Genomic DNA, 16,353 nt, shown 5'->3' with positions numbered 1-16,353 from the left:
TTAAAAAATAAAATTAGATAAAAAGAGAAGGTGGATTTTTTGAAAGTTAAAGATTTTTATTTTGATCTTCCTGAAGAATTAATTGCTCAGCATCCTTTAGAAAAAAGAGATGAATCTAGGCTAATGGTGGTAGATAAAAAAACAGGTAATATAGAACATAAAATATTTAAAGATATAGTTGATTACCTTGAGGAAGGTGATTGTTTAGTTTTAAATAATACAAGAGTTATGCCTGCAAGATTAGTAGGTGTTAAAGAAACTTCTGGAGGCAAAATGGAGTTTTTGCTTCTTAGAAGAATTGATAAATATCATTGGGAAACACTTGTCAAACCAGGTAAACGAGCTAAAGTAGGAGCCAAATTTATATTTGGAAATGGTGAATTAAAAGCAGAAATTATAAGTGAAGGTAAGGAAGGAAATAGAATTGTAAAATTTGAATATGAAGGTATATTCGAAGAAGTTTTAGATAAATTAGGGCAGATGCCGCTGCCGCCATATATTAAAGAAAAACTCACAGATAAAGAAAGATACCAGACAGTATATTCTAAGGAAATAGGATCTGCTGCAGCACCTACTGCGGGATTACATTTTACAAAAGAACTTCTAAAAAAAATAGAAGAAAAAGGTGTAAAAATAGCTTTTGTAACTCTTCATGTAGGGCTTGGAACTTTTAGGCCAGTAAAAGCAGAAATAGTTGAAGAACATACAATGCACTCAGAATATTATGTAATGTCAAAAGAAACAGCAGATATAATTAATAGTGTAAAGGAAAATGGTAAAAGAGTTATCGCAGTTGGAACTACATCTAATAGAACTTTAGAAACTATAGCAGATGAAAATGGAAGAGTAAGAGAGCAATCAGGATGGACTGATATATTTATATACCCTGGTTATAAATTTAAAATTGTGGATGCTCTTATAACAAATTTTCATCTTCCAGAATCAACTTTGATTATGTTAGTTAGTGCATTTTCAAGTAAAGATATAATAATGAATGCATATAAAGAGGCCGTAGAAAAAAAATATAGATTTTTTAGTTTTGGAGATGCAATGTTTTTAAAATAATAAAAATTAAAATTATATATAATTTTAAAGAATAATTACAGCTTAAAAGGATGTGAATATTTTTGTATAAGCTATTAAAAAAAAGTGGAAAAGTAAGAAGAGGACAGCTTAATACTGTTCATGGAGTTATAGAAACACCAGTATTTATGAATGTAGGAACTTTAGCAGCAATAAAAGGTGCAGTATCATCAATTGATCTTAAAGAAATTAATTGTCAAGTAGAACTTTCTAATACATATCATTTACACTTACGCCCTGGAGATAAAGTTATAAAAAAATTGGGTGGACTACATAAATTTATGAATTGGGATAAACCTATACTTACAGATTCTGGCGGATTTCAGGTTTTTTCTCTTTCAACTATTAGAGAAATAAAAGAAGAAGGAGTTTATTTTAATTCGCATATAGATGGCAGAAAAATATTTATGGGACCAGAAGAAAGTATGCAGATTCAAAGTAATTTAGGTTCTACAATAGCTATGGCATTTGATGAATGTATTCCTAATCCTTCTCCTCGTGAATATGTTATAAAATCAGTAGAAAGAACTACAAGATGGCTTGAAAGATGTAAAAAAGAAATGGATAGACTTAATTCGTTAGATGATACAATAAATAAAAATCAAATGCTTTTTGGTATAAACCAAGGTGGAACTTATGATGATATAAGAATAGAACATGCTAAAATTATTTCAAAAATGAATTTAGATGGATATGCTATAGGAGGATTAGCCGTAGGAGAAACTCATGAAGAAATGTATAGAATAATAGATAAAGTAGTTCCGTATCTACCACAAGATAAACCAATTTATCTTATGGGGGTAGGTACGCCAAGCAATATATTAGAAGCTGTATCTAGAGGAGTAGATTTTTTTGATTGTGTACTACCTGCACGTAATGGAAGGCATGGACATTTGTTTACTAAATATGGTAAAATAAATATAATGAATGCAAAATATGAATTGGATTCAACTCCTATAGATGAAGGATGCCAGTGCCCTACTTGTAAAAATTACTCAAAAGCATATATAAGGCATCTTTTTAAAGCAAAAGAAATGCTTGCTATGAGACTTTGTGTATTGCATAATTTATATTTTTATAATAAACTTATGGAAGAAATAAGAGAGGCTATAGATGGTGATTATTTTGAAGAATATAAAAATAAAAAATTATCAGAGTGGAATGAAAAAAATTAAAAAAATATTTATATAAATGAAAGGAGATATAAAATGGGAAATTACATAGGAGCTTTATTGCCTTTTATACTTATGATTGCTCTTTTTTATTTACTAATATTTTTACCAGAAAATAAGAGAAAGAAAAAGTATAATGAGATGATAAATAGCTTGAAAGTAAATGATGAAGTTATGACTAAAGGTGGTATAATAGGTAAACTAGTAAATATACAAGATAAATTTGTTATACTAGAAACTGGACCAGACAGAATGAGAATAAAGTTTGATAAAAATGGTATTTCTCATGTGTTAAATACTACAAAAGAAGAAGTAAAAGAAGAAAAAAAAGATAATAAGGAAAATTAATCATAAAACAACTCTTTTCTACATAAATAAATAGTAGAAAAGAGTTGTTTTATTATTATTATGGGGGTGCAATTTTTGGATGAATTTAAAAAAAAATATTTATACATAGGAAAAGGAGTTTTTAGATCATGTATAATTACTATAATTCTAGCTTTTATATTGGCAATAATTCAAACTAATAAAAGCATAAATGAAAGTACACTTTCTTTGTGTATTTTGATGACAACTATGTTAAGCGTAATTTATGGTTCAATATATTCAACTAGAAAAATAAATAGCAAAGGATGGCTTGTAGGAATATTAGTATCATTTTTATATATAGTAATACTTTATATAACAGCAATTATTTTAGGTAAATCTGGATTTGTTTTAAAAGATTTATGGAGAATTATATTAGCTGTTATAACAGGAGCATTATCAGGAATGCTGGGAATAAATATATAAAATACTTTATTTAAATGATAATTTATGATATAATTTCTATGGAAAGCTTTAGAAATGGAGGAATTTTAGTATGAAGCATATTGTAACATTAAATAAGTCAAACATTAAAGAAAGCTTAAAAAAGCCAGGGTGCAAAGAATGTGCTAATTCTTGTCAATCAGCATGCAAAACTTCTTGTACAGTTGCCAATTTAGCTTGTGAAAATTAACATACGTTAAGCAGTAACTTACAGTTACTGCTTTAAATTTGTTATAATATATATTACATATATTTATTAAAAATTATTTTTAGGAGGAGTTTAAATTGACTTTAGTTCATAAATTTATACAAGACAATAATCGTTATATGATAGATGTAAATTCTGGTACAGTGCATTTAATAGATGAATTAGTTTATGATATTCTAGATGAAGACAAGCTAAAAAGTAAAAATGAGTTATTAAATACATATAAAGATAAATATACTGAAAGTGAAATTATAGAAGCTTATGAAGAATTAGAAGAGCTTATAAAAGAAGGTCTCTTATATACAAAAGATTTATATGAAGATATAGCTATAAATGACAATTCAAAGTCTTTTATAAAAGCTCTTTGCTTAAATGTAGCACATGATTGTAATTTAAAATGTAAATATTGTTTTGCTGATGAAGGAGAATATAAAGGGTGCAGAAAAATTATGACACCTGAAGTTGGGAAAAAAGCTATTGATTTTGTAATAAAAAATTCAGGACCTAGAAAAAATATTGAAGTTGATCTTTTTGGAGGAGAGCCTTTAATGGCTTTTGAAACTATTAAAGAAATTGTTCAATATGCAAGAGAACAAGAGAAAATATATAATAAAATAATTAGATTTACTATGACAACTAATGCCACATTACTTAACAATGAAATTATGGAATATATAGATAAAGAAATGGGAAACATAGTTTTAAGTATAGATGGAAGAAAAAATGTAAATGATAATGTTAGGGTAAAAAAAGATGGTACTGGAAGCTATGAAAAAATACTTCCTAAAATAAAAGCAATGGTTGAAAAAAGAGATAAAACAAAACAATATTATGTAAGAGGAACATTTACAAGAGCTAATACAGATTTTTTTGAAGATATAAAGCATTTAGCAGATTTAGGTTTTAAAGAGATTTCAGTAGAACCTGTTGTTCTTCCTGAAAATCATGAACTTTCTATTAGAAAAGAAGATTTGCCTACAATTTTTGAACAATATGATAAATTATATAAAGAGCTTTTAAAGCGTCATAAAGAAGGAAAAAGCTTTAAATTTTATCATTTTAATATAGACTTAAATGGAGGACCTTGTGTATATAAAAGAATATCAGGCTGTGGTGCAGGACATGAATATGTTGCAATAACTCCAGATGGAGATATATATCCTTGCCATCAATTTGTAGGAAATGAAGATTTTAAAATGGGAACTATTTTTGATGGGAATATAGACAATAATATATCTGATAAATTTAAAAAAGCTCACATATATAATAAACCAACATGTAAAGATTGCTGGGCTAGATTTTATTGTAGTGGAGGCTGTCAAGCGAATAATTTTAATTTTAATGGAGATATACATATACCATATGAGTTAGGATGCGAAATGCAAAAAAAGAGGATAGAATGTGCTATTGCACTAAAAGTTCAGATGATGGAAAATAAAGCTGATTAAACGTATACAAACGTTAATTGACAGTGTTTTCTAAAAGTAATATAATTAATCCTATGAAATATGCAGAGGGGGACAATGATGAAAAACAAAGGAAAAGTTAAAATAAGAAGTACGGCATTATTTTTTGTAATTATTTTTTTAATTGCTTTTTTTGCTTATAGTTTTGGAAAAGGTATAGTAATTGGTGATTATAGAATTAAACCTTTTTCTGAAACAATAAAAAGAGGATTAGATTTAAAAGGTGGTATTTCTGTATTAATGGAGATACAAGAACCCAATGTAAAACAAGAAGATGTTGCAAGAACCATCGAATTATTATCTATGAGAGTTAATAATTTAGGAGTAAGTGAAACGTCAGTTCAACAAGAAGGAAATAAAAGAATAAGAATTGATATTCCAGATAGATTTGATACTCAAGCAGTAATTAATGAAATAGGGAAAACAGGAAATTTAACTTTTAAAGCTCCAGATGGAACTGTAATTCTTACTGGTAAAGAAGATATAAAAGATGCAACAGCATATTTAGATGAACAAGGGCAACCTATTGTAGGACTAGAACTAACATCATCAGGTACTAAAAAATTTGCTGATGCTACAGAAAAATACCTTGGTAAGCAAATTGCAATATATATGGACGAAGATATGATAAGTAATCCTACAGTTCAATCTGTTATAACAGGTGGCAAGGCTGTTATAACAGGTAGTAAAGACTTAGCACAAGCTAAATCTACAGCAAGTATTATAAAATCAGGAGCTCTTCCTCTTACAATTAAAACTGAATCAGTTAAAGTAGTAGGACCTACTTTAGGAGCAAATGCATTATCACAAAGTATTAAAGCAGGAGCCATTGCTTTAATTTTAATATTTGCATTTATGATACTTTATTATAGAGTTCCAGGGTTGATTGCTAGTATAGCATTAATTCTATATATGATACTTTTACTTTTAATTTATGCATCAACCGGTGTTACACTTACACTTTCAGGAATAGCTGCATTTATAATATCAACAGGTATGGCTTTAGATGCTAATGTTTTAATATTTGAAAGAATGAAAGAAGAATTAAAATCTGGTAAAAGTATAAATTCAGTTATAAATGCTGGTTTCCATAGGGCTATGACGTCAGTTTTAGACTCTAATATAACTACTGTAATATCAGGCATAATACTTTATTATTTAGGCTCTGGTACTGTAAAAGGTTTTGCTTTAACATTAATTATAGGAGTACTTTTAAGTATGTTTACAGCAATAACCGTATCAAGATTTTTAATAAAATTAGCTGCCAATATGGGTATACTCAATAAACGTACTATAGGTACATTTGGAATAAGAAATACTGCTGTTGTAAAGGCTAGGGGGTAAAAGTATTATGCTAAAGATTATAGAAAAGACTACACTTTGGTTTACTATATCAGGTATTATTATATTATTAGGATTAGTTTCTCTTGCGAAAAACGGATTGCAATTTGGATTGGATTTTGCAGGAGGAACAATAGTTAGGATAGAAATGCCTAAGGAAGAAAATAAAAAAGAAATAGATGATATATTAAGCAAATATGTTTCTGATGCTCAAACTAATTTTTCTAAAGTTGAAGGTAAAAATACAGTAGAACTAGAAGTTAAAAGTAAAGATATAACTGATGAGCAAGTTGATTTAGTATTTAAAGAATTAAAAGAAAAATATAAGCTTGAAGATAAAGCAATTATATCTCAAGAAAGAATAGGAGCTTCTGTAGGAAAAGAACTAAGGCAAAAATCTATTATAGCAGTAAGTATTGCTATAATTGGTATGCTTATATATATTGCAATAAGATTTGAATTTAAATTTGGAATTGCAGCTATGTTATCTTTGGTACATGATGTACTTGTAGTTTTGGGATTTTATGCAATGTTTAAACTTCCAGTAAATTCACCATTTATAGCAGCTATGTTAACTATTGTAGGATATTCTATAAATGATACAATAGTTGTATTTGATAGAATAAGAGAAAATCAAAAATATATAAAGAAATCAGATCCGGTTGCTCTTGCAAATGCAAGTATGACACAAACTATGGCTAGATCTATAAATACTGGTTTAGCAGTTATAATAGCACTGATTGTATTGTATTTTTATGTTCCGTCAGTTAGAGAATTCACTGTACCTTTATTAGTTGGTGTAATATCTGGTACTTATTCTTCAATATTTATAGCAACTCCATTTTGGGTAATATTAAAAAAGAGATCTAAAAAATCAAAAACAGTTAAAGTTGCTTAATAAAAAAACTTCAGAGAATACTCTGAAGTTTTTTAGTATATTTAAATTTAAAAACTTGAATATATACAAATAATTAATTATAATGTAATAGTGTTTTTATTAAGTAAAGTTATTTAATAATATAAAATTATGTATTACATTTGATTTTATATTTGAAAATAATGATTAACAGCAAATGATGTTAGAGTTTACTTTACCTATTATAAATATAAAATTGAGGGGGAAATAAGATGGATTTAAAAGAAAATATTAGAGTAATAGAAGACTTTCCAAAAGAAGGTATAAGTTTTAAAGATGTTACTACTTTACTTCAAAATAAAGACTCTTTAAAGTATACAATAGATACAATAGCAAATTATTTAAAAGACAAAAACATAGATATAATAGTAGGACCAGAAGCAAGAGGATTTTTATTTGGAGCACCTGTAGCTTATGCAATTGGAGCAGGATTTGTACCAGTCAGAAAAAAAGGTAAACTTCCTTTTGAGACTATAAGAGTTAAATATGATCTTGAATATGGAAGTGATGAACTTGAAATCCATAAAGATGCTATATTACCAGGTCAAAGAGTAGCTATAGTAGACGATTTACTTGCTACTGGAGGAACTATAAGTTCTGTAGCAAAATTAATTGAACAAGTTGGTGGAGAAGTTGTATCAATTAATTTTGTAATTGAATTAACAGAGTTAAAGGGAAGAGATAAACTTCAAGGATATGATATTATGTCTTTAGTAAAATATGATTTTTAATATTCTTAAGATAAAATTTATGACTAAGTAAATTTAAATTGCAAAATTCTACACAATATTATATAATTATTATAAAAAATAATGGCTGGTTTTATTAACCAGCCTTTGATTTTAGGAGAGTAGCCCAAATGCTTAGCAAGTTGATGGATAAAATTGATAATAATTGTAATAATGTGGATAAAGAATTTGTAACTAAAGCTTATAATTTTGCTTTTGATGCTCATAAAAATCAAAAAAGAGAATCAGGAGAACCTTATATTATTCATCCTCTAGAAGTTGCCTGTATATTAGCTGAAATGGGTTTAGATACAAATACAATTGTTGCGGGATTACTCCATGATGTAATAGAAGATACTCCTTATACTTATGAAGACATTGTTAAGGAATTTAATTCGGAAGTTGCTGATTTAGTTGAAGGAGTAACTAAATTAGATAAAATACAATTTAAAACTAAAGAAGAGCAACAAGCTGACAATGTTAGAAAAATGTTATTAGCTATGGCTAAAGATGTAAGAGTTATTTTGATAAAACTTGCAGATAGGCTTCATAATATGAGGACTTTAAAATATAGACCTGTAGAAAAGCAAAAGCAGACAGCTAAAGAAACTTTTGACATTTATGCTCCTCTTGCTCATAGATTAGGTATTTCTAAGATAAAATGGGAACTAGAAGACCTAGCATTTAGATATACAAATCCTAATGAATATTATGATTTAGTACAAAAAATTTCTGAAAAAAGAGCAGAAAGAGAAGCATATATTTCTAAAATTACAAAAGAATTAAAAGAAAATTTAGAGAAAGCTGGAATCGAAGCAGATATAGATGGAAGACCTAAACATTTTTATAGCATATATAGAAAAATGGTTAATAAAAATAAAACAATTGATCAAATTTTTGATTTGACAGCAGTAAGAATTTTAGTCAATAGTGTTAGAGACTGTTATGCGGCTTTAGGAATAGTCCATACTATGTATAAACCTATTCCAGGGCGATTTAAAGATTATATTGCTATGCCAAAGCCTAATATGTATCAATCTCTTCATTCTACTGTTATAGGGCATGAGGGGAAACCTTTTGAAATACAAATTAGAACTTTTGAAATGCACAAAACTGCAGAATATGGTATAGCAGCTCATTGGAAGTATAAAGAAGGCAATGAAAGCAATGAAGGAAATCTTGATTCAAAACTTTCATGGCTTAGAGAGATACTAGAATGGCAAAGAGATACTTCCGATGCAGAAGAGTTTATGGAAAGTTTTAAAATAGATCTTTTTTCAGATGAAATATTTGTTTTTACGCCTAAAGGCGAAGTTATTAATCTACCAAATGAATCAACGCCTATAGATTTTGCTTACAAAATTCATACAGATATAGGTAATAGATGTATAGGGGCTAAAGTTAACGGTAGGATGGTTCCTTTAGACTATAAGCTTAAAACAGGTGAAATAGTTGAAATATTGACTTCATCTATAGCTAAAGGCCCAAGTATTGATTGGCTTAATATAACCAAAAGTAATCAAGCTAAAAGTAAGATAAGAGCTTGGTTTAAAAAAGTAAAAAGAGAAGAAAATATCATAAAAGGAAGAGATCTTTTAGAAAAAGAAACCAAAAAGCAAGGATTTAATTTTGGTGAAATTGCAAAGGGAGATATAATTGATCAATTATTAAAAAAATATAATATGAATAGTTTAGAAGATATATTTGCAGCTGTAGCAGCTGGAGATATAGCGGCTTCTAGTATTGTAAGTAAGATAAAAGAAAATTACTTAAAAGGAAATAAAAATACAATTCAAAATGTGAAAAATTTAGATGAACAAATAAATAAGACAATTGCAAAAAACCATGATAATTCTAAAAAAATTAAAGGAAATAATCCAGGAATTGTTGTTAAAGGTATAAGCAATATTTTAGTAAGATTTGCAAAGTGCTGCAATCCTGTACCTGGAGATGAAATAATAGGATATATAACTAAGGGTAGAGGAGTATCTATACACAGAAAAGATTGTAAAAATATAGAATCATTGCTTGCAAATGTTGAAAATAAGATTGTTGATGTAAGTTGGGGAACCTCAAAGGGATCTGAATATGTTACTGAAATACAAGTAAAAGCTGAAGATAGAGAGGGCTTATTATCAGAAATAATGGAACTTATAATTGAAACAAAAACATATTTATGTGCAATTAACGCTAAAACAATAAAAAATAATATTGCCATTATAAATATCAAATTAAAAATTTCAGATGTAGAACATCTTAAAGAGTTAATGAAAAAAATTAAAAAGCTATATGGTGTAATGGAAATATATAGAACTAAAACTTAATAGGAGTGAAAAATAGTGAGAGCTGTAGTTCAAAGAGTAAGGTCTTCAAGCGTTATTGTAGAAGGTAAAGTTGTTGGAGAGATTGGTGCTGGCCTAAATGTGCTAATTGGGATATCAAAAGAAGATACTATAGAAGATATAGTTTATTTAAAAGATAAAATTTTAAATTTGAGAATTTTTGAAGATGAAAATGGTAAAATGAATAAATCTTTATTGGAAGTAGAAGGGGAACTACTTGTAGTTTCCCAATTTACATTATATGGTGATTGTAGAAAAGGACGAAGACCTAATTTTATGGGAGCACTTGGAGGGGAAGAAGCAGAAAAACTTTATAATGAATTTATATTTGAATGTAAAAAGACTTTAAAAAAGGTTGAAACAGGCATATTTGGAGCTGAAATGATTGTAAATATTGAAAATGATGGTCCTGTTACACTTTTAATAGATAGTAAAAAAACATTTTAATGAGGTGACTTATCATGATAGTCAAACGAATACCAGTAGGAATATATGCTGCCAATTGTTATATTTTAATTGATGATATTACAAATGAATGTGCAATAATCGATCCTGGAGAGAATGGGGATGAGCTTGTAGAATACATAAAATCTTTAAATGTATTAGTTAAATTTATTCTTTTAACCCATGGTCATATAGATCATATAGGAGCGGTTGGGCAACTTAAAGAAGCTTTTGGTGTAAAGGCTTATATAAATAAAAATGATGGAGAACTTATACAAAATGGAGAATTTATGTTCGGACCTTTAAAATTTAAAGGCAAAGATGTAACATTTAATATGGATGTTGAAGATGGGAAAGTTTTTAATTTAGGGAATTTATCTATAGAATGTATAGAAACTCCAGGTCATAGCCCTGGAGGAGTGTGTTATAAAGTTGATGATAAATTATTTACTGGAGATACTTTATTTTTGCGTTCAATTGGGAGAACTGATTTAAGCGGTGGTAATTTCGATGTACTTATAAAAAGTATAAAAAATAAATTATTTACTCTAAATGATAATTTTATTGTATTTCCAGGTCACGGTGCTCAAACTAATATAAAATATGAAAAAGAAAATAATCCTTTTATATAGTATTTTAAATTTATAATATAAAAAATTTAGGAGTAATTATGATAAAAGTATATTTAAATGATATGAAATTTAGATATGAAGTATTTCAAATTATTAATTTGTACTATACTTTAGAAAATATTGTATTTGTAGATGAAGAAGGAGATATAAATATTATAATTGATGATAAAAAAATAATTATAAGTTCTTATAATAATAAATTTGAATTTATAAAGGATTATAAATTAACTTCTAAAGAATCTATAAATTTAGCATTATTTTCTTTTTTAAAAAATGCAACAAACAAAGAATTTCCATGGGGAACATTAATTGGAATTAGACCTAGTAAAATTGCTTTAAGTTTAATTCAAAATGGTAAAACCGAAGAAGAAATAATAAAATACTATAAAGAACATTATAATACAAAATTAAATAAAGCTAAATTATGTATAGATATTGCGAAATCTGAAGAAAAATTTATTAATAAAGATTCTAATACTATAAGTATATACATAGGTATGCCATTTTGTCCCACACGATGTTTATACTGTTCATTTACTTCTAACCCTATATCAAGATGCAACAAATTGGTTAATCCATATTTAGTTGCGTTGAAAAAGGAGATATCTACTATTATAAATTTTATAAAAGAAAAAAATTTAAAAATTCAGTGTGTATATTTTGGTGGAGGAACTCCTACTTCCATAAATGATTACGAGTTTTATGATATAATGGAATTTATATATGATAATTTAATAAATAAAATGGATATTCAGGAATTTACAGTTGAATGCGGTAGACCGGATAGCATTACAGAAAATAAGCTTAAAACTATGAAAAAGTTTGAGGTAGACAGAATAAGTATAAATCCTCAAACTATGAATGATGACACTTTGAAAAAAATAGGAAGAAATCATACTTCTTTGGATGTTGTTGATAAATTTAATTTAGCTAGGGAGTTAGGATTTTCTAATATAAATATGGATATTATAGTTGGGCTTATGGGAGAAAAGTTAGAACATATTAATAAAACTTGTAAAAAAATTAAAGAACTTAATCCAGATAGTATAACAGTTCATGGGTTATCTATTAAAAGAGCATCTAAATTACATGAAAATTTAATTAATAAAAATAAACTAGAAGAATTAAGTCAAAAAGAAATAAATGATATGTATGAAGAAACAGTATTATTAGCAAATGATTTAAACATGAAACCATATTATATGTATAGACAAAAGAACATGTTCGGCAACATGGAAAATATAGGATATGCAAAGCAGAGAAAAGAAAGTATATATAATATACAAATGATTGAAGAAAAACAAAGTATAATAGCATTTGGAGCAGATGCAGTTTCTAAAATTGTATTTTTAGATGAAAATAGAATAGAAAGGTTTGCTAATATAAAAGATGTAAATGAATATATTAATAGAATTGATGAAATGATAAACAAAAAAATTAATTTGTTAAAAAGTTTATATAATTAAATAATTTATATTTATCAGTCATTTAACTGACTATAAGCTTATTATACGAGGAGGAATGAAAATGGGAGAAGCACTTTTAGGATTGAAAAGAACGATAATGTGCGGAGAACTTAAAGAAAACAATGTTGGGCAAACAGTTACAGTTATGGGATGGGTACAAAGAAAAAGGAATTTAGGAGGATTAATTTTTGTAGATTTAAGGGACAGAAGTGGAATTTTACAAGTTGTATTTGGTGATACTATAGATAATAATGCTTTTATAAAAGCAGATGAATTAAAGTCTGAATATTGTATAGCTGTTACTGGTGAAATAGTTAAAAGAGAATCCCCAAACCCTAATTTACCTACTGGCATGATAGAGTTAAAAGGTAAAAATATAAAAATTTTATCTGAATCAGAAACTCCACCTATATATATAAAAGAAAATTTAGATGCATCAGAAAACATTAGGATGAAATATAGGTATTTAGATCTTAGAAGACCTGACATGCAAAATATTTTTAAGATAAGACATAAAGCTGCTAAATTAATTAGAGATTATTTAGATGAAAATGGCTTTTTAGAAATTGAAACACCTATACTTACAAAAAGTACTCCTGAAGGTGCTAGAGATTATCTTGTACCTAGTAGAAACTATAATGGGATGTTTTATGCATTACCTCAATCTCCTCAACTTTTTAAACAGTTATTAATGGTATCTGGATTTGATAAATATTTTCAAATAACAAAGTGTTTTAGAGATGAGGATTTAAGAGCTAATAGGCAGCCTGAATTTACTCAAGTTGATATTGAAATGAGTTTTGTAGAAGAAGATGATGTCATAGCTTTAAACGAAGGACTTATTAAAAAAGTATTTAAAGAAATACTAAATATTGAAGTAGAAACTCCTATTAAAAGGATGCCATATAAAACTGCAATGGAAAAATATGGAACAGATAAACCTGATCTTAGATTTGGAATGGAAATAATAGATATAAGTAATGAAGTAAGAAAAAGTGATTTTAAGGTATTTACTGAAGTTATTGGAAATGGAGGAAGTGTTAGAGCTATAAAAGTTGATAATTGTGCAAATATGGGAAGAAAAGATTTAGATAGGCTTTCAGAATTTGTTAAAGGATATAAAGCAAAAGGATTAACTTGGATTGCTTGGAAAGAAGATGGAATAAAATCTCCAATTTCAAAATTTTTAAAAGAAGAAGAAATAAAATTCATATTAGAAAAAACAAGTGCTAAAGAAGGAGACTTAGTTTTAATTGTTTCAGATAAAAATAAAATAGTTCTTCAAGCTTTAGGAGCATTGAGATTAGAACTAGCTAAAAAATTAGATATATTAAAAGATAATAATGAGTTTAATTTTGTATGGATTACTGAGTTTCCTTTGTTTTCATATGACGAAGAGGAAGAAAGATATGTAGCTGAACATCATCCTTTTACTTCACCTATGGATGAAGATATAAAATATTTAGATACTGATCCTCTTAAAGTAAGGGCTAAAGCTTATGATATAGTTTTAAATGGAGAAGAACTTGGTGGAGGAAGTATAAGAATACATGATACAAATTTACAAGAAAAGATATTTAATTTACTTGGATTTACTAAAGAAAAGGCTTGGGAAAGATTTGGATTTTTATTAGAAGCATTTAAATATGGACCACCACCACACGGTGGATTAGCTTTTGGATTTGATAGACTTATTATGTTTTTAAGCGGAACTGATAATATTAAAGATGTTATTGCGTTCCCTAAAAATCAAAATGCTTTTGATCCAATGACAGAAGCTCCTAATATAGTTGATAAAAAACAACTTGATGAACTTGGAATTTTGATAAAAGAATAATTTAAAATATAACTGTGCTTTTTTATAAACACAGTTATATTTTAAATTTAATTTCTAGTTGGAGGGGAATATTAATGGATATAAAAAAAGATATGCAAAATAGATTAAGAAGAATAGAAGGACAGGTAAAAGGTATAGAAAAAATGATTGAAAATGATGCTAATTGCAAAGATATTCTTATACAAATAGCTGCAATACGTTCAGCGATAAATAAAGTTGGAGGTATGATTTTAGAAAATTATGCAAAATGTTGCATTTTAAGTGAAGAAGATGAAAATAAAGATAAAGTAGATGAATTAATGAAAGCCTTATTAATGTTTATAAAATAAAATTTCTAGCGATTGCTAGAAATTTTATTTGCTTTTAATATAAAAGTTATGACTTTAGTAACAGAGGATGCTAATAATATACCAACAGCTATAGCACCAGCACTTGATAAAGTGTTAAGTCCAGTGCTTAGGAAATTATTTATATTACCCTGAACTGATTCTAACATAGTATAATACATACCTCTACCAGGTACTAGTGTTATTATAGAACATATAGAAAAAGTTGTAACAGGAGTCTTTAAAATACGAGCAAAAATTTCAGAATATATTCCTGCAAATAATGAAGCAATAAAAAGGGAAAACAAATCAAATTTATAATATTTAAAAACAACTAAATATATACCCCATGTTATTCCCCCGCCTAATGAAGCAAAAAATAAATTTTTGCCTTTTATATTAAATAATACTCCAAATCCTAAAGAAGCAAGAAATGCATAAATTGATTTTATTATCATAATTATAAAATCCCTCCGATAATAATACCAAAATAGTCAGACCATAGTTTAATAGAAATTCCTGAACCTACAGCTATGGCTATAGCAACCAAAAAAGCCTCAGCTCCGCGAGAAAGTCCAGCAACTAAATCACCTGCTATAGTGTCTCTTATTGCATTTGTAATTGCAAGACCAGGAACTAAAAGCATTATTGAACCGATGATTATGGTATCTAAATTTTGAGCAAAATTTAATTTAACAGAAACTAAAGCTAAAAATGCAGCTATAGCTCCACCTAAAACGTTTATAAAAAATTGATTTATATTAATACTGCTTAATAATAATGAAATATATTTAATAATTATTCCGATAAAAAATGAAATTATAAAATCATATATATTTCCTCCAAAAAGTAAAGTAAAAAAAGAAGCTGCTATACCTGAAAAAAATAAAGTTGTTTTAAAATTAAATCGAGGAGTTTCTGAAATAATTTTAAGTTCCTTTTCAACAAATTCTAATGAAAGATTTTTGGATTTTATATTTCTTGAAAGATCATTAACTCTAGATATTTTTTCTAAATCTACAGTTCTATTTTTTATTCTTTTTACAAGAGATATAATTTTACCATCTCTATCTTGAGCAGATATTATTATTCCAGTAGGCATAACAAAACTTTCAGAACAAATAAGACCGTAAGCATCACAAATTCTAATTATTGTTTCTTCAACTCTATAGGTTTCTCCACCACTTTCAAGTATTATTTTACCAGCTTCAGAGGCTACACTTATTATTTTATAAATATTCATATAACCCTCCTTTTAATTTGCAAAAATAACAAATAAATTATAACATATTTTTTTGATTAATAATCAATTAAAATTAAATCTTATTTATAAATGTTTAACATTAAATCTAAGTATAATTATTAAATAATAGTTATTAATAGTTATTAATAGTTATTATAAGTATGTTTATTAGCAGAAAATATTATTATTTTATAGAATTGTATTAAACTTTAAAATAAAATATTTATAAAATGAAAAACTATTTATTTAAAAATTGTATTTTTATAAATTTTTCAAATTATGAAATATATAAATCAATTTTATATATGAAATTGATTTATAATGTCATAAAATATAAAG

Annotated in this window: 17 protein-coding genes; 15 read left to right on the top strand and 2 right to left on the bottom strand. The window is 27.0% G+C overall.

Features of this window, described 5'->3' with window-relative positions:
• Positions 1–39 precede the first annotated feature (39 nt).
• The 15 genes from queA (at position 40) to EGD97_RS02055 (ending at position 14,774) form a co-directional block, all read left to right on the top strand.
• Positions 40–1,065, top strand: a complete 1,026-nt coding sequence (gene queA, locus EGD97_RS02125; protein ID WP_078681509.1) for a tRNA preQ1(34) S-adenosylmethionine ribosyltransferase-isomerase QueA — start codon at positions 40–42, stop codon at positions 1,063–1,065.
• Positions 1,066–1,127: 62 nt separating this feature from the next.
• The gene (tgt, locus tag EGD97_RS02120; protein ID WP_078681510.1) at positions 1,128–2,258 is read left to right on the top strand and encodes a tRNA guanosine(34) transglycosylase Tgt; all 1,131 of its coding nucleotides are present in this window, start codon (positions 1,128–1,130) and stop codon (positions 2,256–2,258) included.
• 33 nt (positions 2,259–2,291) lie between these two features.
• On the top strand, positions 2,292–2,603 hold the full coding sequence (gene yajC / locus EGD97_RS02115; protein WP_078681511.1) for a preprotein translocase subunit YajC: 312 nt from the start codon (positions 2,292–2,294) through the stop codon (positions 2,601–2,603).
• Between the two features lie 75 nt (positions 2,604–2,678).
• The gene (locus EGD97_RS02110; RefSeq protein WP_164850141.1) at positions 2,679–3,047 is read left to right on the top strand and encodes a TIGR04086 family membrane protein; all 369 of its coding nucleotides are present in this window, start codon (positions 2,679–2,681) and stop codon (positions 3,045–3,047) included.
• A 70-nt stretch (positions 3,048–3,117) separates the two neighbouring features.
• Positions 3,118–3,255 carry a six-cysteine ranthipeptide SCIFF gene (gene scfA, locus EGD97_RS02105; protein WP_078681513.1) on the top strand — a complete coding sequence of 46 codons (138 nt, stop codon included), beginning with the start codon at positions 3,118–3,120 and terminating at the stop codon, positions 3,253–3,255.
• Positions 3,256–3,350: 95 nt separating this feature from the next.
• Positions 3,351–4,721: a thioether cross-link-forming SCIFF peptide maturase gene (gene scfB, locus EGD97_RS02100; protein ID WP_078681514.1), complete on the top strand. Its 1,371-nt coding sequence runs from the start codon at positions 3,351–3,353 to the stop codon at positions 4,719–4,721.
• Between the two features lie 78 nt (positions 4,722–4,799).
• Complete coding sequence (secD, locus tag EGD97_RS02095) at positions 4,800–6,083, top strand: protein translocase subunit SecD (RefSeq protein ID WP_127836403.1); 1,284 nt, start codon at positions 4,800–4,802, stop codon at positions 6,081–6,083.
• Positions 6,084–6,090: 7 nt separating this feature from the next.
• Complete coding sequence (gene secF / locus EGD97_RS02090) at positions 6,091–6,978, top strand: protein translocase subunit SecF (RefSeq protein WP_078681516.1); 888 nt, start codon at positions 6,091–6,093, stop codon at positions 6,976–6,978.
• A gap of 230 nt (positions 6,979–7,208) precedes the next feature.
• Positions 7,209–7,727, top strand: coding sequence for an adenine phosphoribosyltransferase (locus tag EGD97_RS02085; RefSeq protein WP_078681517.1), 519 nt, complete (start codon positions 7,209–7,211; stop codon positions 7,725–7,727).
• 128 nt (positions 7,728–7,855) lie between these two features.
• Positions 7,856–10,048, top strand: a complete 2,193-nt coding sequence (locus EGD97_RS02080) for a RelA/SpoT family protein (protein ID WP_078681518.1) — start codon at positions 7,856–7,858, stop codon at positions 10,046–10,048.
• A 15-nt stretch (positions 10,049–10,063) separates the two neighbouring features.
• Positions 10,064–10,513, top strand: a complete 450-nt coding sequence (gene dtd / locus EGD97_RS02075; protein ID WP_078681519.1) for a D-aminoacyl-tRNA deacylase — start codon at positions 10,064–10,066, stop codon at positions 10,511–10,513.
• Positions 10,514–10,527: 14 nt separating this feature from the next.
• Entirely contained in the window at positions 10,528–11,142 is a 615-nt protein-coding gene (locus EGD97_RS02070; protein ID WP_078681520.1) for an MBL fold metallo-hydrolase, read from the top strand.
• A gap of 35 nt (positions 11,143–11,177) precedes the next feature.
• Positions 11,178–12,608, top strand: a complete 1,431-nt coding sequence (locus EGD97_RS02065) for a coproporphyrinogen III oxidase (RefSeq protein ID WP_078681521.1) — start codon at positions 11,178–11,180, stop codon at positions 12,606–12,608.
• A gap of 61 nt (positions 12,609–12,669) precedes the next feature.
• Positions 12,670–14,445, top strand: coding sequence for an aspartate--tRNA ligase (gene aspS, locus EGD97_RS02060; RefSeq protein WP_127836402.1), 1,776 nt, complete (start codon positions 12,670–12,672; stop codon positions 14,443–14,445).
• Between the two features lie 74 nt (positions 14,446–14,519).
• Entirely contained in the window at positions 14,520–14,774 is a 255-nt protein-coding gene (locus tag EGD97_RS02055) for a metal-sensitive transcriptional regulator (RefSeq protein WP_078681523.1), read from the top strand.
• Between the two features lie 5 nt (positions 14,775–14,779).
• Here EGD97_RS02055 and EGD97_RS02050 read toward each other — a convergent pair whose 3' ends face one another.
• On the bottom strand, positions 14,780–15,229 hold the full coding sequence (locus tag EGD97_RS02050; protein ID WP_078681524.1) for a threonine/serine exporter family protein: 450 nt from the start codon (positions 15,227–15,229) through the stop codon (positions 14,780–14,782).
• Between the two features lie 2 nt (positions 15,230–15,231).
• Entirely contained in the window at positions 15,232–16,014 is a 783-nt protein-coding gene (locus EGD97_RS02045; RefSeq protein ID WP_078681525.1) for a threonine/serine exporter family protein, read from the bottom strand.
• Between the last annotated feature and the right edge of the window lie 339 nt (positions 16,015–16,353).

Source organism: Clostridium prolinivorans, assembly GCF_004011155.1.
In the GTDB taxonomy this organism is placed as follows: domain Bacteria; phylum Bacillota; class Clostridia; order Clostridiales; family Clostridiaceae; genus Clostridium_AT; species Clostridium_AT prolinivorans.
This window is presented reverse-complemented; position numbering and strand designations above follow the sequence as displayed.